The sequence below is a fragment of the Caulobacter sp. AVps18 genome (assembly GCF_058681425.1).
Genome location: NZ_CM178737.1, coordinates 791,694 through 813,169 on the forward strand (window position 1 = coordinate 791,694; position 21,476 = coordinate 813,169).

Here is a 21,476-nt window from a genome sequence, read left to right on the forward strand (position 1 = left end):
AAATAGCGGCCATGACCCAGACCGCTTCCTCCACCGGCAAGATCCCCGTCACCGTGCTGACCGGCTATCTCGGCGCCGGAAAGACCACCCTGCTCAACCGCATCCTCACCGAGGCGCACGGCAAGCGCTATGCCGTGATCGTCAACGAGTTCGGTGAAGTGGGCATCGACAACGACCTGGTGGTCGGGGCCGACGAGGAAGTGTTCGAGATGAACAACGGATGCGTCTGCTGCACGGTGCGCGGCGACCTGATCCGGGTTCTGTCGGGCCTGATGAAGCGCAAGGGCGGCTTTGACGCCATCATCGTCGAGACCACCGGCCTGGCCGATCCGGGTCCTGTGGCCCAGACCTTCTTTGTCGACGAGGACGTCAAGGCCCGCACCTATCTCGACTCGGTCACCGCCCTGGTGGACGCCAAGCACATCCTGCTGCGTCTGGGCGACAGCCGCGAAGCCGTCGAACAGATCGCCTTCGCCGACCAGATCGTGCTCAACAAGACCGACCTGGTGTCGGAAGACGACCTGCGCCACGTCGAAGCTCGCATCCGCCGGATCAACCCGCTGGCTCCGATCCATCGCGCCCAGCGCAGCAATGTTCCGCTGTCGGCCATCATCGGCAAGCACAGCTTCGACCTGGAACGGATCACCGAACTGGAGCCGGCCTTCCTGAACCCGGCGCATGGCGAAGCCGGTCATGTGCACGACGAGCACTGCGGTCACGACCATCATCATCACGATCATGGCCATGGGCATGGGCACGACCATGTTCATGACGAGCATTGCGGTCACGACCACCATGACCATGCTCACGACCACGGGCATGCCAGCGCCATCCATGACGACGGCGTCAAGGGGATCTCCCTGACCCTGGACCGGCCCGTGGACGGCCAGAAGATCACCGCCTGGCTTAACGACCTGCTGGCCCGTCGCGGCCCCGATATCCTGCGCGCCAAGGGCATCATCGACGTGCAGGGCGAGAACCGCCGCCTGGTGTTCCAGGCCGTCCACATGATCCTCGAGGGCGACTTCCAGCGCCCCTGGCTGGACAGCGACAAGCGCTACAGCCGGATGGTGTTCATCGGCCGAGACCTGGACGAAGCCGAACTGAAGGCCGGGTTCGAGGCGACGGCGGCCTGAGGGGCCGTCTCCGCCTCTACCGGATCTCCTCGCTGATCAGGCCCACCCGGAACCAGCCTGCGGTCTGGAGCTGGTTCAGCACGCCCATGAAGTCGGCATAGGGCACGTCGGCGTCAGCGCGGATCATCACGCGCTGGTCGCCCTTGGGTCCCGCCTGGCCGGCAGCCATGAACCGGGCGTCCAGATCGATCTCGAGGTTCGCGATGCTGGTCTGACGGTCAGCGATGAAGATCGCGCCCGACTTCTGCACCGAGATGAAGACCGGCTCCTTCTGGTCGGCCCTACGGTCGCTGGCCTGAGGCAGATCGACCTTGATCGCCACTGTGGCCATCGGCACGGCGACCATGAAGATGATCAGCAGCACCAGCAGGATGTCCACGAACGGCGTGACGTTGATGTCGGCGTTCTGGTTCAGCGCATATTTGCCGCCCCCGCCGCCTGAAAGTTTCGCCGCCATCGCCTGTCTCCTCGCGCCTGGCCGATCTGGCCATTGAAGTTACAGTCGTAGTCTGGGCAAATTCCTGCGCCTGTAAAGATAGAAAACTACATCCGTAAAGCGTAGGGCGCAAAAAGAGAGGCCGGACGCGGGGTCCGGCCTCTGATTTTCGATGATCGGGGAAGGATCCTAGTGGATGTCTTCGTTGATCAGGCCGACCTTGAACCAGCCAGCGGTCTGCAGTTGGTTCAGCACGCCCATGAAGTCGGCGTACAGCACGTCAGCATCGGCGCGGATCATGACGCGCTGATCGTCCTTCGGGCCGGCTTGGCCGGTCGCGTTGAACTTGGCGTCCAGGTCGATCTCGAGATTGTCGAGGCTGGTCTGCTTTTCAGCGATGAAGATGGCACCCGACTTCTGGATCGAGATGAACACCGGCTCTTTCGGCTTCTCAGTCGCCAGGCTCGGCACTGCCGGGGGCAGGTCGACCTTGATTGCCACGGTGGCCATCGGCACGGCGACCATGAAGATGATCAGCAGAACGAGCAGAATGTCCACGAACGGCGTGACGTTGATGTCGGAATTCTGATTCAGGGAGTAGCGACCACCGCCACCACCGGAGAGTTTAGCCGCCATAGCCTGACTGTCTCCCAAAGGCCGCGTATGTCGCGTGCCTGGATTTCGTTACGACGCACGTCTGGCGCAGACGGGCGTGGAAGTAAAGCCCGACGACGCTGCGCAATGGCAACCCCCTTTCTGACTCTTAGTGGCCGAACATCGTTCGCACCTGTCAGGGCGCCGCAGTCGGCGCGGCGCCCTGCGGCTAGGCGCCCGTGTCCGCTCTTGGTATGGGCCGCAGATGATTTTCTCGTTCGACGCCTTTGTTACCGCCGCCCTGTTCGATCGTTCGGGCCAGGCCGTCTTTGCCCTGGGCGACGGCACGGTCCGCCTGCAGTCAGGCGATGACTATGTCACCGTCGAGGCTCATGGCGGGCAGATGGGCGCAGCGGTGCTGAGCGCGGTGATCCATCCCTCCGGCGTCGGTGTGATCACCGGCGGCGACGATGGCCGCGTGGTCTGGAGCCGAATCGAGAACGGCGAGGTGGTCGCCACGGTCCTGGCCGAGATCAGGGGCAAGTGGATCGAGCACCTGGCCGCCAGCCCCGCCTCGGGCCTGATCGCCTTTACGGCCGGCCGAGAGGCCCATGTGCGCGACGCCGCCGATCCGGCCTTCGCCCGCGCCTTCGCCCACGAAAAGACCGTGTCGGGCCTGGCCTTCGATCCCAAGGGCCGGCGCCTGGCCACGGCGGCCTATGGTGGCGCGCAGCTATGGTGGGCCAGGATCGCCGAGCAGAAGCCCCAGGTGCTGAAATGGGCCGGCAGCCATATCGCCGTCACCTTCAGCCCGGACGGCAAGTTCCTGGTTTCGTCGATGCAGGAAAACCAGCTGCACGGCTGGCGCCTGAGCGACGGCAAGGACATGCGGATGGGCGGCTATCCCGCCAAGATCAAAAGCGTGGCCTTCTTTGACAAGGGCAATCTGCTGGTCACCGCCGGCGCCAATGGCGCGGTGGTCTGGCCGTTCGCCGGAGCCAGCGGCCCGATGGGCAAGGAAGCCGCCGAAATCGGCTTCTCCCGCGATTCGATGGTGGTGCGGGTGGCGGGCGTCGAGACCCTGCCGGTCGCCCTGGCCGGTCAGGACAACGGCAAGATCTGGGCCGCCCACATGCGCACCGGCCGCATCGAGACCCTGAAGGCCGAGAAGGGCTCGCCGATCAGCGCCCTGTCAGTGTCGCCCGACGGCAAGGTCCTGGCCTGGGGCGACGAGGACGGCGAGGCGGGGCTGCTGGCGATCCCGGACCTCAGTGGGCCCCGCACGATCTGAGGAGGCTCTACCGCGCTTGCCCGCCCCCGTCGGCCTCGTCCATAAGACCCCATGGACGATAATCTGTTGAACGACGTGGTCTCGGCCGCACTCCGGGCCGGGGCCGACGCCGCCGAGGCTGTTTTCGCCGAACGGCAATCCCTCTCCGTCAGCGTGCGCCTGGGCGAGCTGGAAGAAGTCGAGCGCGAGGAGGCCCGCGATCTGGGCCTGCGGGTCTTTATCGGCCAGCGCAGCGCCACCGTGTCGGGCTCCGACATTTCCAGCCCTGCCCGCGCCCGCCTGATCGAGCGCGCCGTGGCCATGGCCCGCCTGGCACCCGAAGATCCCTATGCCAGCCTGGCACCCCGCGAGCGGCTGGCCAGCGGCCCCTTCCCCGACCTTGACCTGATCGACGCCTATGAGCCCAGCGCCGAGGCGCTGGAAGCCAGCGCCCGCGCCACCGAAGAGTCCGCCCGCGCCGTGGCTGGGGTCACCAATTCCGACGGCGGCTCGGCCAGCTGGAGCTCGGCGCGCTGGAGTCTGGCCACCAGCGACGGCTTTCTGGGTTCCCACGCCGCCACCGGCCATTCCCTGTCCTGCTCGGCCATCGCCGGCGAGGGCGCGGGCATGGAGCGCGGCGGTGAGGGCCGCTCGGCCCGCCACTTCGCCGACCTGCCGGGCGCCGACGCCATCGGGGCAGAGGCCGGCCGTTCGGCTGTGGCCCGCCTGAACGCCCGGAAGATCGCCTCGACCACCGCCCCGGTGATCTTCGAGAATCGCCTGGCCATGTCGCTGATCGGCCCGCTGCTGGGTGCGATCTCGGGACCGTCCATCGCGCGTGGCTCGTCGTTCCTGAAGGACAAGCTGGGTCAGGCCGTGTTCGCCCGGGGCGTCAGCCTGATCGAGGACCCGCACCGGGTACGCGGCCTGGGCTCGGCCCCCTTCGACGACGAGGGCGTCGACACCGTGCGCCGCGCCCTGATCGACGACGGCGTCCTGACCACCTGGCTGCTCAACACCAGCTCGGCCAAGCAATTGGGCCTGGAGACCACTGGCCACGCCTCGCGCGGCCTGGCGGGCCCTTCGGGCGTCTCGACGGCCAACCTGACCCTGTCGACCGGCGAGCGCGACCTGGCAGGCCTGATGAGCGACGCCAAGACCGGCCTGCTGGTCACCTCGATGTTCGGCCCCTCGCTGAACGGCAATACCGGCGACTGGTCGGTGGGCTGCTCGGGTCTGTGGTTCGAGAACGGCGAGGTCACCGGCCCCGTCACCGAAATCACCGTGGCCGGCAACCTGATCGACATCTATGCCCGGCTGATCCCGGGGTCTGACCTGGAGTTCCGGGGCTCGAACAACGCGCCGTCGATCCTGGTCGATGGTCTGGCGATCGCCGGCAAATGACCGACCTGGACCTGATCCTCGATGCGGCCAGGGAGGCGGGCGAACTGGCCCTGAAGGCCCGCGCCGGCGGCCTGAAGATCTGGTCCAAGGACGGCGGCTCGCCCGTCACCGACGCCGACCTGGCCGTCGACACCCTGCTCAAGCAGCGTCTGCGCGCCGCCCGGCCCGACTATGGCTGGCTGTCGGAGGAAACGGTCGATGATCCGGCCCGCCTGACCACGACCCGCCAGTTCGTGGTCGACCCGATCGACGGCACCGTGGCGTTCATGAAGAACAAGCCGTGGTTCGCCGTTTCGGTAGCCGTGGTCGAAAACGGCCAGCCCATCGCCGGCGTCGTCCATGCCCCGGCCCTCAACGAGACCTATGCCGCCCTGGCCGGTGGCGGGGCCACCCTGAACGGTGCGGCCATCTCGCCCAGCGACACCGAGGACCTGGAAGACGCCGCCATGCTGGGTGACGCCAAGATGTTCGTGCACCCGGCCTGGACCAATCCCTGGCCGGCCATGCGGGTCGAGAGCCGCAACTCCATCGCCTATCGGGTCTGCCTGGTCGCCGCCGGGGCCTTCGACGCAGCTGTGGCCCTGTCGCCCAAGAGCGAATGGGACGTGGCCGCTGCTGATCTGATCCGTTCGGAGGCCGGCGCCTGTCTGACCGACCACAAGGGCCGCAGCTTCAGCTATAATCAGCCCATTCCGCTGGTTCCCAGCCTGGTTTGCGCCAATGCGACACTTGCGCCATTGATCCTTAACCGGGTCGGGCATATCGACCTGCCATAAACAAAATTCCTCGCAGGAACGTGCTCACCCATGCCCGATAAGCAGCTTCTCCATCTCGTGATCGGCGGCGAACTGAAGGATGTTTCCGACATCGAGTTCCGCGATCTGGCGGCCGTCGAGTTTGTCGGCGCCTATGCCAGCTACGCCGACGCTCACAAGGCCTGGAAGGCCAAGGCCCAGGCCACGGTCGACAACGCCCATGCCCGCTACTTCATCATCCACGCCCACAAGCTGATGGATCCCAGCCTGGCCTGAAGCCGCACGCGACTGACGACGCCCGTCAGTCGCCGTAGCCGACTCCGACCAGATAGAGCCCGTCAGCCGGTGCCACCGGGCCGCAGGCCGTGCGGTCGCGGGCGTCCAGCGCCGCCCGGACGTCGTCGGGCGACCAGCGGCCGATGCCGACCTCGACCAGGGTGCCCGTCATCGACCGCACCTGTCGGTGCAGGAACGAGCGCGCCTCGAAATCCAGACAGACCTCTTCGCCCACCCGCCGCACGCGGGCCACGTCCAGCGTCTTCAGCGGCGACTTGGCCTGGCAGTGCATGTCGCGAAAGGTCGTGAAGTCATGCAACCCGACCAGATGCCGGGCGGCGGCGTTCATGGCCTCGGCGTCGAGCGGCTTCTTGACGTGCCAGACCCGGCCCTTGTCCAGGGCCGGCGGGGCCGGGCGATTGAGAATGCGGTACAGATAGCGCCGCTCATTGGCCGAGAACCGCGCATGCCAGTCGCCCTCGGCGACCTCGCAGGCCAGGATGCTGACCGCCTCGCGGGTCAGATGGGCGTTGAGGGCGTTCATCACCGTGCGGGCCGGCCAGTCGCGCTCCAGATCCACATGCACGACCTGCCCGGTGGCATGGACGCCGGTGTCGGTGCGGCCGGCCGCCGCAATGCGGATCTCCTGCCCGCAAAAGGCCTTCACCGCCGCCTCGATCGCACCCTGCACCGACGGCAGCGTCGCCTGGGCCTGGAACCCGCAATAGGACCGGCCGTCATACTCGACGAGGAGGCGGTAGCGGGGCATCAGGCCAGGATCGTCCCGGCCGGGATCGGGAAGCCGCGCACGAAGACGTCAGCCTCTTGCGCGCCCTTGCCCTCGCGCTGGGCCTTGAGCAGGCGCACCGCGCCGTCGCCGCAGGCGATCAATAAGGCGTCGTCCAGCACTGCGCCCGGCGCGCCATCGGCCTCCTCGACGCACGACAGCAACGCCTTGACCCGGACCGGGCCCTTTTCGGACGAAGCCTCGAACCAGGCTCCGGGGAACGGCGACAGGCCACGAATATGGGCGTCGACCTCTGCGGCCGGACGGCTCCAGTCGATACGGGCCTCGGCCGACTTGATCTTTTTGGCGTAGGTTACGCCGTCTTCGCTTTGCGGTGTTTCGCGCGCCCCACCGCGTTCGATGGCCCCCAGGGCCACCGGCAACATCCGCGCGCCGACAGCGGCGAGCTTGTCATGCAGGCTGCCGGCGGTCTCAAAGGTGTCGATCCGCACCTGCTCGGACATCAGGATCGGCCCCTCGTCGAGGCCCTCGCTCATCCGCATGACCTGGACGCCGGTGAAAGGGTCGCCGGCCATGATCGCCCGCTGGATCGGGGCGGCGCCACGCCAGCGGGGCAACAGGCTGGCATGCAGGTTGAAACAGCCCTCGCGAGGAGCCTCCAGCACCGCGCGCACCAGGATCTGGCCAAAGGCCACCACGACGGCGGCGTCGAGGTCCAGCGCCTGGAAGGCCTCGATCTCCTCGGGCGTCTTCATCGACACCGGCGTGCGGACGGGCAGACCGATACTTTCAGCGAAGGCGTGGACCGGCGAGGGCTTCAGATCCTGACCACGTCCACGCGGGGCCGGCGGTTGGGAATAGACACAGACGATCTCATGACCGGCCGCGACCAGTTCGGCCAGGCAGGCGACGGCGAAATCGGGAGTGCCGAGAAAAGCGATGCGCATCAGCGCGGTTTAGACGTCTGAAGCCTCGGGGGAAAGCCGCCGTCGGAACCTTGGCCTTGAGGGTTCGTTATCTGGCCCACGCAACCCCAGGAGCCCGACCATGCGTTCCCCCCTGATCTTCGCCGCCTGCGCCGCCGCCCTCTCGCTGGGCGCCTGCTCCAACGAACACGCCACCGAGATCAAGGAGGGTGCCAAGGCGGCCGCCAGCGACGTGAAAGCCGCCGCCAAGGACATCGCGACCGATCCGGACATCAAGGAAGCCGGGACTGCCCTCAAGGACAGCACCAAGGAAGCCGGGGCGGAGCTGAAGGAAGCCGCCGGCGACGCCACCGCCGCGATCAAGGACGCCGGCTCGGACATCAAGGCCGGCGCCAAGAAGGTCGGCCAGGAGACCAAGGAAGAGGTTCACGAGGCGACGCGCTAACAGCGCGGTCTCAAGCCCCTTTGCTTCGCTGCAGGCCAACGCTTCTGACGAGAGATTCGTTACGCCCGCTGTAAAAATAGCTCGTCACCCCGAGACTTGTTCCCGGGGCCCATGGTTCAGCGGCACGGATCCATATCGTTCTGCTCGGCGCGTGCGGCGGACAAATGGGTCCCGGGAACAAGTCCCGGGATGACGCTTCAGGGGCGTGAGGAAGTGCCCAATGGATCTTATCGTCAGGCTGCCTTGACGGCTGAGGCGATCGACCGGACCACCTTCTTGACCAGGGCCGGATCATCGCCCTCGGCCATGATCCGGATCAGGGGCTCGGTGCCCGAGGGGCGCACCACGATACGGCCCGAGCCGTTCAGCTGGGCCTCGCCGTCGGCGATGGCCTGCTTGACGCTGGACGCTTCCAGCGGCTTGCCGCCGGCGAAGCGCACGTTTTCCAGCAGTTGCGGCACCGGCTCGAACTGGCGGGCCAGGGCGCTCATCGGCAGGTCAGTCTCGATCATCACGGCCAGCACCTGCAGCGCTGCGATCAGGCCATCGCCCGTGGTCGAGAAGTCCGACAGGATCAGGTGCCCCGACTGCTCGCCGCCCAGGTTGAAGCCGCCTTCGCGCATCCGCGCCATCACATAGCGGTCGCCGACGCTGGTGCGCTCAAGGGTCAGGCCCTTGTCAGCCAGGAAGCGCTCAAGGCCCAGATTCGACATCACCGTGGCGACCACGCCGCCGGCCTTCAGCTTGCCGGCCTTGGCATAGGCGTCGGCGATGATGGCCATGATCTGGTCTCCGTCGACCACCAGGCCCGTCTCGTCGCAGATCACCAGCCGGTCGGCGTCGCCGTCCAGCGAAATGCCGATATCGGCCCGGTACTCGCGCACCAGCTTGGCCATGGCCTCGGGATGGGTCGAGCCGCATTCGGCATTGATGTTGGTGCCGTCGGGATCGACCCCGACGGTAATGATCTCGGCGCCGAGCTCATAGAGGGCGGTGGGTGCCACCCTGTAGGCCGCGCCATTGGCGCAATCGATCACGATGCGCAGGCCCGACAGCGACAGGTGGCGCGGGAAGGTGGCCTTGACGATCTCGACATATCGCGCCTGGGCATCGTCGATGCGCTTGACGCGTCCCAGGCCACGTGGCGGCGCCAGGCCTTCCTGCAGGCCCTCGTCCATCAGGGCCTCGATCTTCAGCTCCTGGGCGTCCGACAGCTTGTAGCCGTCGGGGCCAAACAGCTTGATGCCGTTGTCGGCGAAATCGTTGTGCGAGGCCGAGATCATCACGCCCAGATCGGCGCGCATCGAGCGGGTCATCATCGCCACGGCCGGGGTGGGCAGAGGCCCAAACAGCCGCACATCCATGCCCACGCTGGCGAACCCGGCGACCAGGGCAGGCTCGATCATGTAGCCCGACAGGCGCGTATCCTTGCCGATCACCACCAGATGGCGGCGGTCATCCTGCGAACGGAACAGCTTTCCGGCCGCCAGGCCCACCCGCAGGGCGACCTCGGCGGTCATCGGGTGCTGGTTGGCCTGGCCGCGGATGCCGTCGGTGCCGAAATAGGCGCGCTTGCTCATGGTCGTCTTCTGGTCTCGGTTTCGTAGCCCGGACCGCGAAACGATCCGAAATGCAGATTTATGAGAGGGTGGTTCGCACGAATGCTAAAGCCCGACCTCACGATATCCCGCGTCGACAGCAATAGTCTCCGTCGGCGCGTTCTACAAAGGATCATGGCTCATGTGCGGCATCATCGGCATCGTCGGAACCCAGCCCGTGGCCGACCGTCTGGTCGAGAGCCTCAAGCGCCTGGAATATCGCGGCTATGACTCGGCCGGCGTCGCCGCCGTGGTGGACGGCAAGGTCGAGCGCCGCCGCGCCCAGGGCAAGATCAAGAACCTGGAAGCCGTGCTGGCCGAGCACCCCCTGGTGGCCCAGAACGGCATCGGCCATGTGCGCTGGGCCACCCACGGTGCGCCTAACGTCAGGAACGCCCACCCCCACACCGCCGGCCGCGTCACCCTGGTCCACAACGGCATCATCGAGAACTTCGCCGAGCTGAAGGCCGAGCTGGCCGCCGCTGGCCGCACCTTCGAGAGCGACACCGACACCGAGGTCATCGCCCAGCTGATCGACGCCGAGCTGGCGACGGGTCTGGCGCCGCTGGACGCCTTCAAGGCCACGCTCGACCGCCTGACCGGCGCCTATGCCCTGGCCGTGCTGATCGAGGGCGCCGACAACCTGATCCTGGGGGCCCGCCGGGGCAGCCCGCTGGTCGTCGGCGAAGGTCAGGGGGAGATGTATCTGGGCTCCGACGCCCTGGCCGTGGGCCCCTTCACCAACCGGGTGATCTATCTGGAGGAGGGCGACTATGTGGCCCTCGACCACGATAGCGCCCGCATCTTCGACGCCTCGGGCGCAGCGGTGACCCGGCCGGTCAAGGTGGTGTCGCCCTCGGCCGTGCTGATGGAAAAGGGCAACTACCGCCACTTCATGGAGAAAGAGATCCACGACCAGCCCGACGGCTGCCAGCGGACCATCTCGGCCTATGTCGACGCCCTGACCGCGCGCACCGCCATCCCCGGTGACCTGGACCTCGCGGCCCTGGAGCGCATCCAGATCGTCGCCTGCGGCACCTCCTATATCGCCGGCGTCATCGGCAAGTATCTGATCGAGCAGTTGGCCGACCTGCCCGTCGATGTCGAGATCGCCTCGGAGTTCCGTTACCGCCAGCCGGCCCTGCGGCCGGGCTCGCTGGTTATCGCCATGTCGCAGTCGGGCGAGACCGCCGACACCCTGGCGGCCCTGCGCTACTGCAAGGCCAAGGGCATGAAGAGCGCCGTGGTCGTCAACGCCGTCGAATCGACCATGGCCCGCGAGGTCGACGTGGTCTGGCCGATCCATTGCGGCGTCGAGATCGGCGTGGCCTCGACCAAGGCCTTCACCGCCCAGGTCAGCGTGATGATCGCGCTGGCCGTCGGCGCGGCCAAGGCACGCGGCCGGATCGACGACGCCGAGGAGCAACGGCTGGTCCGCGTGATGCTGGAGGCCCCGCGCCTGATTGCCGAGGCCATCGGCCTGGAAGACGCCATCAAGGAGATTGCCGTCGAGATCGCCAAGGCCCGCGACGTGCTCTATCTGGGCCGTGGCCCGATGTCGGCCCTGGCCCTGGAAGGCGCTCTGAAGCTGAAGGAGATCAGCTATATCCACGCCGAGGGCTATGCCGCCGGCGAGCTCAAGCACGGCCCCATCGCCCTGGTGGACGACAAGACCCCGATCATCATTCTCGCGCCCTACGACTCTTGGTTTGAAAAGTCGGCCTCGAACATGAGCGAGGTGATGGCGCGCGGCGGCCAGGTGGTGTTCATCACTGATCCGCAAGGCGCAAAGCATGCCCCGGCCGGCGCCAGGGTGGTGGTCACCGCCCCCGCCTGCGACCCGCTTGTCTCGGCCCTGGTGATGTCGGCCCCGATCCAGCTGCTGGCCTATCACGTGGCCGTGCTGAAGGGTGCCGACGTGGACCAGCCGCGGAACCTGGCCAAGTCGGTGACGGTGGAGTGATCCACGCCCCGGCGCGGCGATCAGCTATTCGGGCACCTTCGCGTCTATGGCGTCGAGAACTTCGCGGGGATCAGCAGGCTTTTCCATCGCCGCTGTCTCGTCATCGACTCGGTCTTGGACTGTCGGCATGTCGCGGCGCAGTTCCTCGATGAGCGCGACGAGCTTGGCGCTCTTTTTATCGGCCAGCATGGCCAATTGCAGGGTCAGCTGAGCCCTGCGCTCCGACAGCTGGTTTTCGCGCCGCTGGGTGACCAGAATCAGGATGGCGACAAACAGGGCAGCCAGGGTGGCGCTCAACTCAAGCCAGGCAAAGGTCGGGCCGTGAATGCCTTTGGGCGATTGACTGGCCAGCACGATCCAGGCCGCCACGGCGCCTGCCAGCAGGAGCGCAAAGATCGGACGACCCAGCAGGTCCGTGATCCGGTCTATGCCGTTCTGGAGCGCCGACGAGCCTTGATGGTGTTCACGGTGAAGCGCGCCAAGCGACTCGACCGACTCCTCGACATGATCATCGAGTTCGGTAGCGGTCTCTGTGCCCGCCGGGTCTGCTTTGCGCTCGGTCATGCACAGCATAACGCCAGCCGCAACGCAGCGATCCCATAAAACGGCTCGGCTACGCGCCCAGCATGCCCCAGCAGAGACCGACCTGGCCGCCCCAGTAGAGGAACCAGATCGCCCAGGCCGTCAGGCGCGGCGAGCCAAAAAGCTTGGTGCCCTTGAAGAGGTCAAGCGACAGGATGGCGTCCGAGGCCATGAAGGCCAGGGCGCCGGCCGTGGCGGGCCAGAAGCGGGCGGGCAGCAGGAGGCCGGCGGTGACCATGCAGACGATGGCGACCCCATAGGCGATCACCGGTAGTCGCAGGGGGCCAAGCGAGCTCCACAGGGCCCGCAGCATAAGGCCTGCTGCAGCCACCACCGCCAGGGCGGCGATCCAGAACACCGTATCTGGCGAAGCGCCGTGCGCGCCCAGCAGCGGCGCATAGACCACATGGCCCACCAGGAAAGCGGCCAGGCCCAGCGGCAGCCACCGCTTGGGGTCGCCGGCCAGGAAGGCGTCGCCCACCGTACAGAGGGTCAGGGCCAGGGCCAGCAGCACGCTGCCGCCCTCCAGATAGGCGATCACCGCCAGCGCCCCGACCGCCAGGCACTTGACCAGGGTGCGGATGAGCGAAGGTGGTCGGGAGCTGAAGATCAGGCCATAGGCCAGGGCGGCGATTGCCGACAGGCCCCAAAGCCAGGCTTCAGTCATCGCTGGAGAGCTTGGCCAGGAAAGCCTTGGCGGCGTCCTTGTGGCGGGATTTGAGGTTCTTGCCGACGATGGCGATCACGGCGGCGATCACGGCCGCGTCGTCGGTCATGCCCAGGGCCGGCAGCACGTCGGGGATCACGTCGGTTGGCAGGACGAAATAGGCCAGGGCCGCCATCATCATGCCCTTGGCGGCGGCGGGGGTTTCCTTGTCGCGGGCGCACCACCAGACCGACAGCACGTCGGCGGCGAAGGGAATGCGCGCCGCGACCTTGCGGATCTTGGGCAGGAAGCCGCGCGCGACCTTCTCTTCATTGACCCGCACCGTGGCCGGAACCAGGGCCTTCGACGGGTCCAGGATCTGGTTTACGTCGGGGGACGGTTTGGCGTCGGCGCTCATCGGTCTAAAACCCTCTCCAAGTCGCCATCATAAACGCAACATACCGGGAAACGTCCATGAAACTCGACAACACCGTCGCTGCCGTCATCACCGGGGGCGCATCGGGCCTCGGCGAGGCCACCGCCCGCGCCCTCGCCGCCCACGGCGTCAAGGTCGCCATCTTCGACATGAACGAGGCCACCGGCGAAGCCGTTGCCAAGGATATCGGTGGCGTGTTCTGCAAGGTCAATGTCACGTCCGACGCCGATGTCGACGCCGGCTTCGAGAAGGCCCGCGCCGCTCACGGCCAGGAGCGCATCCTGGTCAACTGCGCCGGCACCGGCAACGCTGCCAAGACCGCCGGCCGCGACAAGGCCACCGGCGAGACCAAGCACTTCCCGCTCGACGCCTTTGACCGCATCATCCAGATCAACCTGGTCGGCACGTTCCGCTGCATCGCCAAGTCGGCCAAGGGCATGCTGGACCTGGAGCCGCTGGAAGACGGCCTGCGCGGCGCCATCGTCAACACCGCCAGCGTCGCCGCCGAAGACGGCCAGATGGGCCAGGCGGCCTATTCGGCCTCCAAGGGCGGCGTGGTGGGCATGACCCTGCCGATCGCCCGCGACCTGATGAGCGAAGGCATCCGCGTCAACTGCATCCTGCCGGGCATCTTCAACACCCCGCTGATGAACGGCGCGCCCGAAGCCGTAAAGGCCGGTCTGGCCGCCTCGGTGCCGTTCCCCAAGCGCCTGGGCAACCCTGAGGAATACGCCCACCTGGCCCTGACCATGATCACCAATGACTATTTCAACGGTGAAGATGTGCGCCTGGACGGCGGCATCCGCATGGCGCCGCGCTAAGCGTCTCACGACGATCCTCCCCCTCTGGGGGAGGTGGCCCAGAGGGCCGGAGGGGGCCAGCGCGGCATAGGCCGAGCAGCCCCCTCAGTCGCTCCGCGACAGCTCCCCCGAAGAGGATCAGCTCGCTACGTCTTCGGCGTCGGCAGAACGATGCTGCTGGCCAGGTTGGTCATGATCTCGCGGGCATCATAGGCCCGCGCATCGCCTTCGGGCTTCTTGCCCTTGTGCAGGACGATTTCGGCACCGGCCTCGAACTTCTCGACGGTCCGGATTTCCGCGCGGTCGCCGAAGAAGGGGTCGCCCCAGAAGGGATCCCAGCTACGCCAGCCGTAGCGCGGACCGAAATAGCGCCAGGACGGGCGCCAGAAGCCGTAGTCGAGCCCATAGCCGAAGCCCGGACGGCCCAGGGGGTCACCGTCAACGACCGTACGGGCGGTCCGGTCCGTCCGCCGGTCAGCGGTCTCGAACCAGTCATAGCCCTGCTGCACCGTCACCTCGGCGGCGCGGTACAGCAGGTAGCGCTCCACGGTCTCGCGCGAGGTCAGGCTGTTGCCGGCGAAGGCCACGCGATAGCGGTCGGCCTCCAGGCGCTGTTCGGAAAAGCCGCCGGTGATGGCACCGCTGGTGACCTTGGGCTGATAGGGCGTGGCGGTCGCGCAGGCCGAAAGGCCCGCCGTCAACACCAGAGCCCCTACGAGGGCGATCTTCTTGAGGGACATCGTAGCGCTCCTTGGCGCGGAGTCGTGATCTTGGAGACTATAACTTTGGCGATGCTTTGTGGTTTCGCCAAGGCGTTTAGATAACGCGGCTGAAACTCAGCCCCGCGAGACGATCAGAATGGCGGCGCAGATCAGCAGGACCCCCACCACGAAAGCGAAGCCCCGCCGGAAGGCCGGCTCGTTCATGCGGGTCGACAGGGCCGCGCCGCCCAGGCCGTAGGCGCTCATGGTGATCAGATCCATGCCGATGGTGGCGAAGGCGAACATCAGCAGTTGCGGAACCAGGGGCCGGCCGACATCGATGAACGGCGGCAGGACGGCCGTGAAGAACAGCAGGGCCTTGGGATTGGCGATCTGCACGGTGAAGCCGTCCAGGAAAGCCGAGCGTCCGGCCTTCACCGTGGCGGTGGCGTGGTTCTCGATATTGCGGATCCCGGCCCAGATCGACTTCAGGCCCAGCCAGACCAGATAGGCCGCGCCGGTCAGGGCCAGCACATGGAAGGCCTCGGGAAAGGCGATGATCAGGGCCCCCAGACCCAGGGCAGAGCCGGCGAACCAGATCAGGGTCGCGCAGTTCATGCCGACCACGCCCAGAAGCGCCGCGCCCTTGCCCTTTTCCATGCCGGTGGCGATGGCGAACAGGTTGGCGGGCCCCGGGGTAATGGCCATGACGAACATGGTGGCCAGGAAGGCACCGTAGCGAGCAGGATCGACGGGCAGGATCATGGAGCCGCTTTAAACAGAACCCCCGCCCGTCGAGAAGGGTCGATCAGGCCCCGACCGTCACCAGCATCCAGATCGCCCGTCCCAGGGCGCCAAACAGCAGGATCGCCGTCGCCGCCATCTGGATCACGAAGCCCAGCTCGCGCTTGTCGGCCGACTGGGCATAGCCCAGGGCGTAGAGCACCCGGCCGATGATCCAGACCACGCCCAGTCCGGCCGCGACCATGTCGCTCCAGTAGATCGCAAACAGCCACAGCGACGGCAGGAAGATCGGCAGCCATTCCAGCGTATTGGCCTGGACGCGGATGTGGCGCTCCAGCGCGGGATCGCCGGTCATGGCAGGCGCGTCGATACCGCTCTTCTTGCGCGCGCCGCCGACACGGACGCCCATCCAGATATAGACCAGCAGCGCGACCAGCGTGACGATGGCGACCCAGGAATGTGGCTGCATGTTGTGTTTCTCCCCTTTTCGCGAACCGCTTTTGCGCCAGCGCAAGGCCGGTTCGTCGTGAAGGGGCTAAACCATCATCAATCGCCGCGCGAGGCCAGAGCCCAGGCAAGCCCGCCCAGGGAACCCGATCAGGCTCCGGCTCGCTGTAGTGGCGACACGACCCCTTCGCGCGGAGGCTTCCAGCCATGCGAGTTCAGTCCACGGCGATCGCCCAGATCGACTACCGCCCCGAACACGGCAAGCTGTTCGTGACGTTCCATGACGGCGGCGAATACGTCTATGTCGGCGTGCCCGAGCGCGTCAGCCGGGCCTTTGCCCGCTCCGCGCTGAAGGGCCGCTTCTTCCAGCGGATCATCCGGGACCGGTATCCCTATAATCGGGTGTGACACGAGTTCTCGGCTTCACGCGGGCGGCCCGCTGAAGGGTGGGGAGGCGGCGGAGCGTCCGGGCCAGGCCCGGATGTGTGTTTGTAGAGGAGTACCGTTTCGGCTTGGGCCGGAGCGCTCCGCATGACCGATTTTCCAGTGAGCCCTCGGGGCGCGGGGTCTTAACCCGCTCCCGAAAGAGGCCCCCGACGGGCGGAGAGGGATGCGTCCCCTCCGGGCCGCGCGGGCGATTTCAGCCCGCACCTGTCGCGCCTCATCGGGACCCTCGCGGGTTTCTCGCCTTCGTCCCGCTTTTTCAGGGAGCCCGGTGGAGATCCGTTGCGAGCGGCGGTCATCCAAGACCCACCGACGAGCGCTACCCGCTCGATCATCCCCGCCGCGCGTTTGGTCGCCAGCTTCGCGCCCTCCCCTGCGACGGGGCGAGATGCAGTATGGGGGCGGTTTGGGGGGTGATGCGTCGATTTCGCATCGTGACGGTGGTGGCGGGGGTCAGGGCGTTGAAATCATTGGCGGCCGAAGGGCGTTATCCCCGTTCGACGACGGGGATAGGGGGCGGTAGGGGGTCTTCTCCCTTCCCCCTTGATGGGGGAAGGGTCGGGGATGGGGGTGACAGAGGGTCCGGATGGGGCGCGGTCGGCGTGAAGTCGTCCGGCGGTGTCACCCCCATCCCTGCCCTTCCCCCATCAAAGGGGGAAGGGTCGCGCCCTGATAGTCCGGATTTTGGCCAGGCCTCCGCGCCGGAGGGAGCCATCCTTACATCTCACGGCGAGACGATCGCAGGGCGGATCAGGTCACTCAAGGACGACGCGCCGCGTCGCCGCGCAGCGGCCGCCGGAGGCGGTCCTTGACTGACCTGATCCGCCCTGCACGCTGCAGCCTCCAAGAGATGTAAGGTTCGCACCGACCTGGCGAGGTCGTCTTTTCGACGCTGAGCGTACGGTCATGGCCCCTCTCTCTTTGTGTTTGGACCGGGGACATCCGTGACAGGTGTTCGGAGACATCCGTGACACATTTTCCGATCTCAGAGGGAGGTCGGGATGCCGTTCACGGGGGTGTCTGCGATGGATCGCAAACGGGAGTTTGTACGGCTGGCCTTGGTTGAAGGCTGTAACAGGCGGGAGCTTTGCCGGCGGTTCGGGGTCAGCGCGACGCTGGGCTACCGGCTCATGGCGCGCTATCGGGAGCAAGGCGATGCGGGCCTTGAGGCGCGATCTCGCCGACCGCGGACCTCGCCCCGGCGCACGGAGACGGCGGTTGAGGATGCGACGCTTCAGGTCCGTGCGGAGCATCCGGCCTGGGGTGGCCGCAAGATCGCGGCGGTGCTGCGGCGTGAGGGGCTTGAGGCTCCAGCCCCCTCGACGGTAACCCAGATCCTGCGCCGGGGTGGTGTGGCGCTGGGCGGTGAAGGCGGCGGCGCTCAGCCTTTCATCCGCTTCGAGCATCCCCAGCCCAACGATCTGTGGCAGATGGACTTCAAGGGCCACGTGGCCCTGGGCTCAGGGCGACTGCATCCCCTGACGGTGCTGGACGACCACTCGAGGTTTGCCGTGGTCTTGGCCGCCTGCGCCAACCAGAAGACCCAGACCGTCAAGGATCAACTGATCCAGGCCTTTACGCGCTATGGTCTGCCCTGGCGCATCGCCACCGACAACGGCTCGCCCTGGGGCAACGGCCCCGGCGATCCCTACACCCCGCTGGGCGTGTGGCTGATCGAGCTGGGCGTGCGCATCAGCCACTCCCGGCCCTATCATCCCCAGACCTTGGGCAAGGACGAGCGCTTCCATCGCACCCTAAAGGCCGAGGCCCTGAGCACCCCCTTCGAGACCCTCGACCATGCGGCCCGCGCGCTCGATCACTGGCGCGACATCTACAATCTGGTCCGGCCTCACCAGGCCCTGGACATGGCGGTTCCCGTCGATCGCTACCGACACAGTCCAAGGCCCTACCAGCCCGTCATCCCGCCCTTCGAGTACGGACCCGACGACCAGGTTCGCCGGGTCCAGCAAGGGGGCCATCTCAGTTTTGCCAACCGTCCGCTCAAGGTCCCAAAAGCCTTCGCTGGAAAAGCTGTCGCCCTGCGAGCCACCCAGACCGATGGCGTCTTCGACGTCTTCTTCCAGACCCAACGTCTCAAAACCATCGACCTGAGGACCGCAAAATAGCATCCTCAACCTGTCACGGATGTCTCCGAACACCTGTCACGGATGTCCCCGGTCCAAACACTTTGAGAGAGGGAGGGGCCCGTCCCGGCGAAGGCCGGGATGGGAGGGATAGGTTTCACCCTGTCCGAACCGAGCACGGCCAGCCTCTCCTCCTGAGGACTCCAACCGACAGGACGGCTGGCACCATTCGAACGATCACGTCTGCCAAGCCACGAGAAGCCGAAAAGCGGACGCTACGGACGTCTGAGAAGGGTGGAAGTCGGACGTTGCTCGATGGAGATTTTCAGTTGAACCTTCGGCATGGCAGCCGCTCAAAGCATGAGTCGTCGGATATCCTTGGTAGTCACCGCTTTTGCGTGCTTGCTTTTCGGGGCATGCGAGAAGGTCGCGGATCCTCCACGCCCGCAGGTTTCAAGTGAAGATTGTGCTCTTGCTGCGAAGGCCCTTGAACGACTGGTAACTGAAGGACCTTCTTCCTACGGCTGGCGTTTGGATTTTGGATCGCCTCGGACCTCTTGGAAACGTGATGCCTTCGTGCCTCCAGCAATACTGGAGCAATCGGGGTCCCAACAAGAATACGTATGGCTTGAGTTCGGCCCTGAAGTGCCTTCCCTGCTGCCTCGGTTCCTGCGTCGTCGCGATTTGAACCCTGACGGGGTGAAAGGTCCCTCTGTTGAGATGGCCCAAATGTTCGCCGCGTCTCGCCCAATAAATGCAGCCGGCTGCCCAGAGGTGCGCGCTTATGCGGCTTCTCAAAGGGCGCTACCGACGCGGGGCGACAGTACGCTGACTGCCCTTGGACCGAACGAGCATTGGCTAATGGTGGAACGGGCTGTCATATCTCCCGACGGCAAGGAAGCTATCGTATCGTTCGCCGAAAAGAATGGTGTCGGCATACTTGTTTTCTACCGAAGGCAAACAGACGGCAGTTGGCGAGAAGCCGCTTCGGTGAACTCATGGATTTCGTAGGGATATGTCTTAAAGGTCCGGCTCGGGTCGAGACCAGAAACCAGCCCACAGCCCGAAATCGGACCTTCGCAGCGCCCCGCCGCCTGATTAGCCGAAGGCCGCCGGCTGAGAGCCGGCCGGCACCCGAGCCGCACCGCAGACGCCTCATGGTCAAAAGGCTGCAAAATCAGGGCCTCTCGGCCGGCGGTGAAACCTCTCACCCTCCCATCCCGGCCGTCGCCGGGACGGGCCCCTCCCTCTCTTTATGAGAGAGGGGTTCCGTAATCACCTAACCACCCATGGCGGAGTCCGCCCCGCCCCAAACAGAAAAGGCGCCGCAGGTCTCCCCGCGACGCCCTTTCGATAGCTCAGCGCAAGCCGCCTAGCCGCGCTGGTCGCGCTTGGCCAGGACGCGCAGGCGCAGGGCGTTGAGCTTGATGAAGCCGCCGGCGTCGCGGTGGTCATAGGCCACCTTGCCTTCTTCGAACGTCACCAGATCCTGGTCGTACAGGCTGTGCGCGCTCTCGCGGCCGATGATGCTGACATTGCCCTTGTAGAGCTTGACCCGCACCTGGCCGGTGACGCGCTGCTGGCTGTAGTCGATGGCGGCCTGCAGCATCTCGCGCTCGGGGGCGAACCAGAAGCCGTTATAGACCAGCGATGCGTATTTGGGCATCAGCTCGTCCTTCAGGTGCATCGAGCCGCGATCCAGGGTGATGCTCTCGATGCCCCGGTGGGCGGCCAGCAGGATGGTGCCGCCGGGGGTCTCGTAAACGCCGCGCGACTTCATTCCGACGAAGCGGTTTTCCACCAGATCCAGGCGGCCGATGCCGTTGTCGCGACCCAGCTCGTTCAGCTTGGTCAGCAGGGTGGCGGGGCTCATGGCCACGCCGTCAATGGCGACCGGGTCGCCCTTCTCGAAATCGATGGTGATGACCGTCGGCTTGTCGGGCGCGTCTTCCGGCGCGATCGTGCGCATGTGGACGAACTCGGGGGCCTCGACGGCCGGATCTTCCAGGACCTTGCCTTCCGACGAGCTGTGCAGAAGGTTGGCGTCGACGCTGAACGGCGCTTCGCCGCGCTTGTCCTTGGCGATCTGGATCTGGTGCTTCTCGGCGAACTCCAGCAGGGCCTCGCGGGACTTGAAGTCCCATTCGCGCCAGGGCGCGATCACGTGGATGTCGGGCTCCAGCGCATAATAGCCCAGCTCGAAGCGGACCTGGTCATTGCCCTTGCCGGTGGCGCCGTGGCTGACGGCGTCGGCGCCGACCTTGCGGGCGATCTCGATCTGCTTCTTGGCAATCAGCGGGCGGGCAATCGAGGTGCCCAGCAGGTACTGGCCCTCATAGACCGTGTTGGCGCGGAACATCGGGAAGACGTAGTCGCGCACGAACTCTTCGCGCACGTCCTCGATGAAGATGTTTTCCGGCTTCACGCCGGCGGCCAGGGCCTTGGCCCGCGCCGGTTCGATCTCTTCACCCTGGCCCAGGTCTGCGGTGAAGGTCACGACCTCCGCGCCGTACTCGGTCTGAAGCCACTTCAGGATGATCGAGGTGTCGAGACCGCCCGAATAGGCGAGCACGACCTTCTTCACGGGCTTGTCGGCCATGAGCGGAGGTCCTTATCGAGAAAACACAGAGTTCGGCGGGTTCAAGGGCGCCCGGGGCCACGGGTCAAGCCCTATCGACCTAAAGACTGCCTTCGTCATGCAAGGTTCGCAGGGCGAACCGCAGGTGAAAGAGCTGGGCCAGGGCCATCAGGGCGGCCAGGGTGATGCGCACGCACAGCAGCATCATCGCATCCAGGCCGGTGGCCCTGAAGGTCAGGCCGCTCAGCGTGAAGGCGAAGATCATCAACATGGCCAGCACGGGAATGATCAGCAGGCCCAGCGGCTTGGCCGCGCGCCAGGTGGGCGCGCCGTCGCGGCCCCACTGCATGGGTATGGTCACCCCCTTGGGCACCCGCTTCCACGTGGCCAGGGCGGCCGAGGAAATGATGGCCAGGGCGGCGATGGACAGGCCATCGCCGACGATGCGCAGAATCGACTCCAT

At 66.3% G+C, this 21,476-nt stretch carries 23 protein-coding genes; 10 read left to right on the forward strand and 13 right to left on the reverse strand.

What is annotated here, in order from left to right; translation table 11 throughout:
• Nucleotides 1–11 precede the first annotated feature (11 nt).
• Complete coding sequence (locus tag ACW179_RS03745) at nucleotides 12–1,136, forward strand: CobW family GTP-binding protein (protein WP_492062967.1); 1,125 nt, start codon at nucleotides 12–14, stop codon at nucleotides 1,134–1,136.
• Nucleotides 1,137–1,152: 16 nt separating this feature from the next.
• Here the strand turns inward: ACW179_RS03745 and ACW179_RS03750 are convergent, their stop codons facing one another.
• Both ACW179_RS03750 and ACW179_RS03755 read right to left on the reverse strand, forming a co-directional pair.
• The gene (locus ACW179_RS03750; RefSeq protein ID WP_492062968.1) at nucleotides 1,153–1,593 is read right to left on the reverse strand and encodes a biopolymer transporter ExbD; all 441 of its coding nucleotides are present in this window, start codon (nucleotides 1,591–1,593) and stop codon (nucleotides 1,153–1,155) included.
• Between the two features lie 168 nt (nucleotides 1,594–1,761).
• Nucleotides 1,762–2,208 carry a biopolymer transporter ExbD gene (locus ACW179_RS03755; RefSeq protein WP_492062969.1) on the reverse strand — a complete coding sequence of 149 codons (447 nt, stop codon included), beginning with the start codon at nucleotides 2,206–2,208 and terminating at the stop codon, nucleotides 1,762–1,764.
• Nucleotides 2,209–2,431: 223 nt separating this feature from the next.
• On the opposite strand from ACW179_RS03755, the gene ACW179_RS03760 reads away from it, so the two are divergent.
• The 4 genes from ACW179_RS03760 to ACW179_RS03775 are packed head-to-tail and all read left to right on the forward strand — an operon-like array spanning nucleotide 2,432 to nucleotide 5,871.
• Nucleotides 2,432–3,457 (forward strand): WD40 repeat domain-containing protein, encoded by a 1,026-nt coding sequence (locus tag ACW179_RS03760; RefSeq protein ID WP_492062970.1) that lies wholly within the window; start codon nucleotides 2,432–2,434, stop codon nucleotides 3,455–3,457.
• A 51-nt stretch (nucleotides 3,458–3,508) separates the two neighbouring features.
• On the forward strand, nucleotides 3,509–4,840 hold the full coding sequence (locus ACW179_RS03765) for a TldD/PmbA family protein (protein ID WP_492062971.1): 1,332 nt from the start codon (nucleotides 3,509–3,511) through the stop codon (nucleotides 4,838–4,840).
• Complete coding sequence (locus ACW179_RS03770) at nucleotides 4,837–5,616, forward strand: 3'(2'),5'-bisphosphate nucleotidase CysQ (protein WP_492062972.1); 780 nt, start codon at nucleotides 4,837–4,839, stop codon at nucleotides 5,614–5,616. The genes ACW179_RS03765 and ACW179_RS03770 overlap by 4 nt, the downstream gene beginning before the upstream one ends.
• A 30-nt stretch (nucleotides 5,617–5,646) precedes the next feature.
• Nucleotides 5,647–5,871: a DUF4170 domain-containing protein gene (locus ACW179_RS03775; RefSeq protein ID WP_492062973.1), complete on the forward strand. Its 225-nt coding sequence runs from the start codon at nucleotides 5,647–5,649 to the stop codon at nucleotides 5,869–5,871.
• 25 nt (nucleotides 5,872–5,896) lie between these two features.
• On the opposite strand, the gene truA is transcribed toward ACW179_RS03775, so the two are convergent.
• Entirely contained in the window at nucleotides 5,897–6,640 is a 744-nt protein-coding gene (truA, locus tag ACW179_RS03780; protein WP_492062974.1) for a tRNA pseudouridine(38-40) synthase TruA, read from the reverse strand.
• A complete protein-coding gene (fmt, locus tag ACW179_RS03785; RefSeq protein ID WP_492062975.1) occupies nucleotides 6,640–7,566 on the reverse strand; it encodes a methionyl-tRNA formyltransferase in 927 nt (308 codons plus the stop codon). Before fmt ends, truA begins: the two co-directional genes overlap by 1 nt.
• Nucleotides 7,567–7,666: 100 nt before the next feature.
• Here fmt and ACW179_RS03790 point away from each other — a divergent pair, with 100 nt between their 5' ends.
• The gene (locus tag ACW179_RS03790) at nucleotides 7,667–7,990 is read left to right on the forward strand and encodes a cell surface protein (protein WP_492062976.1); all 324 of its coding nucleotides are present in this window, start codon (nucleotides 7,667–7,669) and stop codon (nucleotides 7,988–7,990) included.
• A gap of 233 nt (nucleotides 7,991–8,223) precedes the next feature.
• Here ACW179_RS03790 and glmM read toward each other — a convergent pair whose 3' ends face one another.
• Nucleotides 8,224–9,570 (reverse strand): phosphoglucosamine mutase, encoded by a 1,347-nt coding sequence (gene glmM / locus ACW179_RS03795; protein ID WP_492062977.1) that lies wholly within the window; start codon nucleotides 9,568–9,570, stop codon nucleotides 8,224–8,226.
• A gap of 160 nt (nucleotides 9,571–9,730) precedes the next feature.
• Here glmM and glmS point away from each other — a divergent pair, with 160 nt between their 5' ends.
• Complete coding sequence (glmS, locus tag ACW179_RS03800) at nucleotides 9,731–11,551, forward strand: glutamine--fructose-6-phosphate transaminase (isomerizing) (protein WP_492062978.1); 1,821 nt, start codon at nucleotides 9,731–9,733, stop codon at nucleotides 11,549–11,551.
• Between the two features lie 24 nt (nucleotides 11,552–11,575).
• Here glmS and ACW179_RS03805 read toward each other — a convergent pair whose 3' ends face one another.
• From ACW179_RS03805 to ACW179_RS03815, 3 genes are read right to left on the reverse strand one after another with little or no spacing between them, the layout of a single operon-like run.
• Nucleotides 11,576–12,115, reverse strand: a complete 540-nt coding sequence (locus ACW179_RS03805) for a DUF1003 domain-containing protein (RefSeq protein ID WP_492062979.1) — start codon at nucleotides 12,113–12,115, stop codon at nucleotides 11,576–11,578.
• 49 nt (nucleotides 12,116–12,164) lie between these two features.
• Nucleotides 12,165–12,800 carry a lysoplasmalogenase family protein gene (locus ACW179_RS03810; RefSeq protein ID WP_492062980.1) on the reverse strand — a complete coding sequence of 212 codons (636 nt, stop codon included), beginning with the start codon at nucleotides 12,798–12,800 and terminating at the stop codon, nucleotides 12,165–12,167.
• Nucleotides 12,793–13,197: a YkvA family protein gene (locus ACW179_RS03815; RefSeq protein WP_492062981.1), complete on the reverse strand. Its 405-nt coding sequence runs from the start codon at nucleotides 13,195–13,197 to the stop codon at nucleotides 12,793–12,795. Before ACW179_RS03815 ends, ACW179_RS03810 begins: the two co-directional genes overlap by 8 nt.
• Before the next feature lie 56 nt (nucleotides 13,198–13,253).
• On the opposite strand from ACW179_RS03815, the gene ACW179_RS03820 reads away from it, so the two are divergent.
• Nucleotides 13,254–14,036, forward strand: coding sequence for an SDR family NAD(P)-dependent oxidoreductase (locus ACW179_RS03820; protein WP_492062982.1), 783 nt, complete (start codon nucleotides 13,254–13,256; stop codon nucleotides 14,034–14,036).
• Between the two features lie 125 nt (nucleotides 14,037–14,161).
• Here ACW179_RS03820 and ACW179_RS03825 read toward each other — a convergent pair whose 3' ends face one another.
• From ACW179_RS03825 to ACW179_RS03835, 3 genes are all read right to left on the reverse strand, one after another.
• Nucleotides 14,162–14,755, reverse strand: coding sequence for a CC0125/CC1285 family lipoprotein (locus ACW179_RS03825; protein WP_492062983.1), 594 nt, complete (start codon nucleotides 14,753–14,755; stop codon nucleotides 14,162–14,164).
• Nucleotides 14,756–14,851: 96 nt separating this feature from the next.
• Nucleotides 14,852–15,481, reverse strand: a complete 630-nt coding sequence (locus tag ACW179_RS03830; protein ID WP_492062984.1) for a LysE family translocator — start codon at nucleotides 15,479–15,481, stop codon at nucleotides 14,852–14,854.
• Nucleotides 15,482–15,524: 43 nt separating this feature from the next.
• Entirely contained in the window at nucleotides 15,525–15,929 is a 405-nt protein-coding gene (locus ACW179_RS03835; protein ID WP_492062985.1) for an MAPEG family protein, read from the reverse strand.
• A 185-nt stretch (nucleotides 15,930–16,114) separates the two neighbouring features.
• Between ACW179_RS03835 and ACW179_RS03840 the strand changes: the two genes are divergently transcribed.
• Both ACW179_RS03840 and ACW179_RS03845 read left to right on the forward strand, forming a co-directional pair.
• On the forward strand, nucleotides 16,115–16,315 hold the full coding sequence (locus ACW179_RS03840; RefSeq protein WP_492062986.1) for a KTSC domain-containing protein: 201 nt from the start codon (nucleotides 16,115–16,117) through the stop codon (nucleotides 16,313–16,315).
• Nucleotides 16,316–17,352: 1,037 nt separating this feature from the next.
• The gene (locus ACW179_RS03845) at nucleotides 17,353–18,477 is read left to right on the forward strand and encodes an IS481 family transposase (protein WP_492059470.1); all 1,125 of its coding nucleotides are present in this window, start codon (nucleotides 17,353–17,355) and stop codon (nucleotides 18,475–18,477) included.
• 1,330 nt (nucleotides 18,478–19,807) lie between these two features.
• On the opposite strand, the gene ACW179_RS03850 is transcribed toward ACW179_RS03845, so the two are convergent.
• Nucleotides 19,808–21,034, reverse strand: a complete 1,227-nt coding sequence (locus ACW179_RS03850) for an argininosuccinate synthase (protein ID WP_492062987.1) — start codon at nucleotides 21,032–21,034, stop codon at nucleotides 19,808–19,810.
• Between the two features lie 79 nt (nucleotides 21,035–21,113).
• Nucleotides 21,114–21,476, reverse strand: coding sequence for a hypothetical protein (locus ACW179_RS03855; RefSeq protein ID WP_492062988.1), 363 nt, complete (start codon nucleotides 21,474–21,476; stop codon nucleotides 21,114–21,116).

Coding starts and splice junctions, on each gene's coding strand:
- ACW179_RS03825 (WP_492062983.1), bottom strand. CDS start 14,755: ATGTCCCTCAAGAAGATCGCCCTCGTAGGGGCTCTGGTGTTGACGGCG.
- ACW179_RS03815 (WP_492062981.1), bottom strand. CDS start 13,197: ATGAGCGCCGACGCCAAACCGTCCCCCGACGTAAACCAGATCCTGGAC.
- ACW179_RS03845 (WP_492059470.1), top strand. CDS start 17,353: ATGCCGTTCACGGGGGTGTCTGCGATGGATCGCAAACGGGAGTTTGTA.
- ACW179_RS03755 (WP_492062969.1), bottom strand. CDS start 2,208: ATGGCGGCTAAACTCTCCGGTGGTGGCGGTGGTCGCTACTCCCTGAAT.
- ACW179_RS03750 (WP_492062968.1), bottom strand. CDS start 1,593: ATGGCGGCGAAACTTTCAGGCGGCGGGGGCGGCAAATATGCGCTGAAC.
- ACW179_RS03770 (WP_492062972.1), top strand. CDS start 4,837: ATGACCGACCTGGACCTGATCCTCGATGCGGCCAGGGAGGCGGGCGAA.
- ACW179_RS03790 (WP_492062976.1), top strand. CDS start 7,667: ATGCGTTCCCCCCTGATCTTCGCCGCCTGCGCCGCCGCCCTCTCGCTG.
- ACW179_RS03810 (WP_492062980.1), bottom strand. CDS start 12,800: ATGACTGAAGCCTGGCTTTGGGGCCTGTCGGCAATCGCCGCCCTGGCC.
- ACW179_RS03805 (WP_492062979.1), bottom strand. CDS start 12,115: ATGACCGAGCGCAAAGCAGACCCGGCGGGCACAGAGACCGCTACCGAA.
- ACW179_RS03850 (WP_492062987.1), bottom strand. CDS start 21,034: ATGGCCGACAAGCCCGTGAAGAAGGTCGTGCTCGCCTATTCGGGCGGT.
- glmM (WP_492062977.1), bottom strand. CDS start 9,570: ATGAGCAAGCGCGCCTATTTCGGCACCGACGGCATCCGCGGCCAGGCC.
- ACW179_RS03775 (WP_492062973.1), top strand. CDS start 5,647: ATGCCCGATAAGCAGCTTCTCCATCTCGTGATCGGCGGCGAACTGAAG.
- ACW179_RS03745 (WP_492062967.1), top strand. CDS start 12: ATGACCCAGACCGCTTCCTCCACCGGCAAGATCCCCGTCACCGTGCTG.
- ACW179_RS03855 (WP_492062988.1), bottom strand. CDS start 21,476: ATGGAGTCGATTCTGCGCATCGTCGGCGATGGCCTGTCCATCGCCGCC.
- ACW179_RS03840 (WP_492062986.1), top strand. CDS start 16,115: ATGCGAGTTCAGTCCACGGCGATCGCCCAGATCGACTACCGCCCCGAA.
- glmS (WP_492062978.1), top strand. CDS start 9,731: ATGTGCGGCATCATCGGCATCGTCGGAACCCAGCCCGTGGCCGACCGT.
- ACW179_RS03760 (WP_492062970.1), top strand. CDS start 2,432: ATGATTTTCTCGTTCGACGCCTTTGTTACCGCCGCCCTGTTCGATCGT.
- ACW179_RS03835 (WP_492062985.1), bottom strand. CDS start 15,929: ATGCAGCCACATTCCTGGGTCGCCATCGTCACGCTGGTCGCGCTGCTG.
- ACW179_RS03765 (WP_492062971.1), top strand. CDS start 3,509: ATGGACGATAATCTGTTGAACGACGTGGTCTCGGCCGCACTCCGGGCC.
- fmt (WP_492062975.1), bottom strand. CDS start 7,566: ATGCGCATCGCTTTTCTCGGCACTCCCGATTTCGCCGTCGCCTGCCTG.
- ACW179_RS03830 (WP_492062984.1), bottom strand. CDS start 15,481: ATGATCCTGCCCGTCGATCCTGCTCGCTACGGTGCCTTCCTGGCCACC.
- ACW179_RS03820 (WP_492062982.1), top strand. CDS start 13,254: ATGAAACTCGACAACACCGTCGCTGCCGTCATCACCGGGGGCGCATCG.
- truA (WP_492062974.1), bottom strand. CDS start 6,640: ATGCCCCGCTACCGCCTCCTCGTCGAGTATGACGGCCGGTCCTATTGC.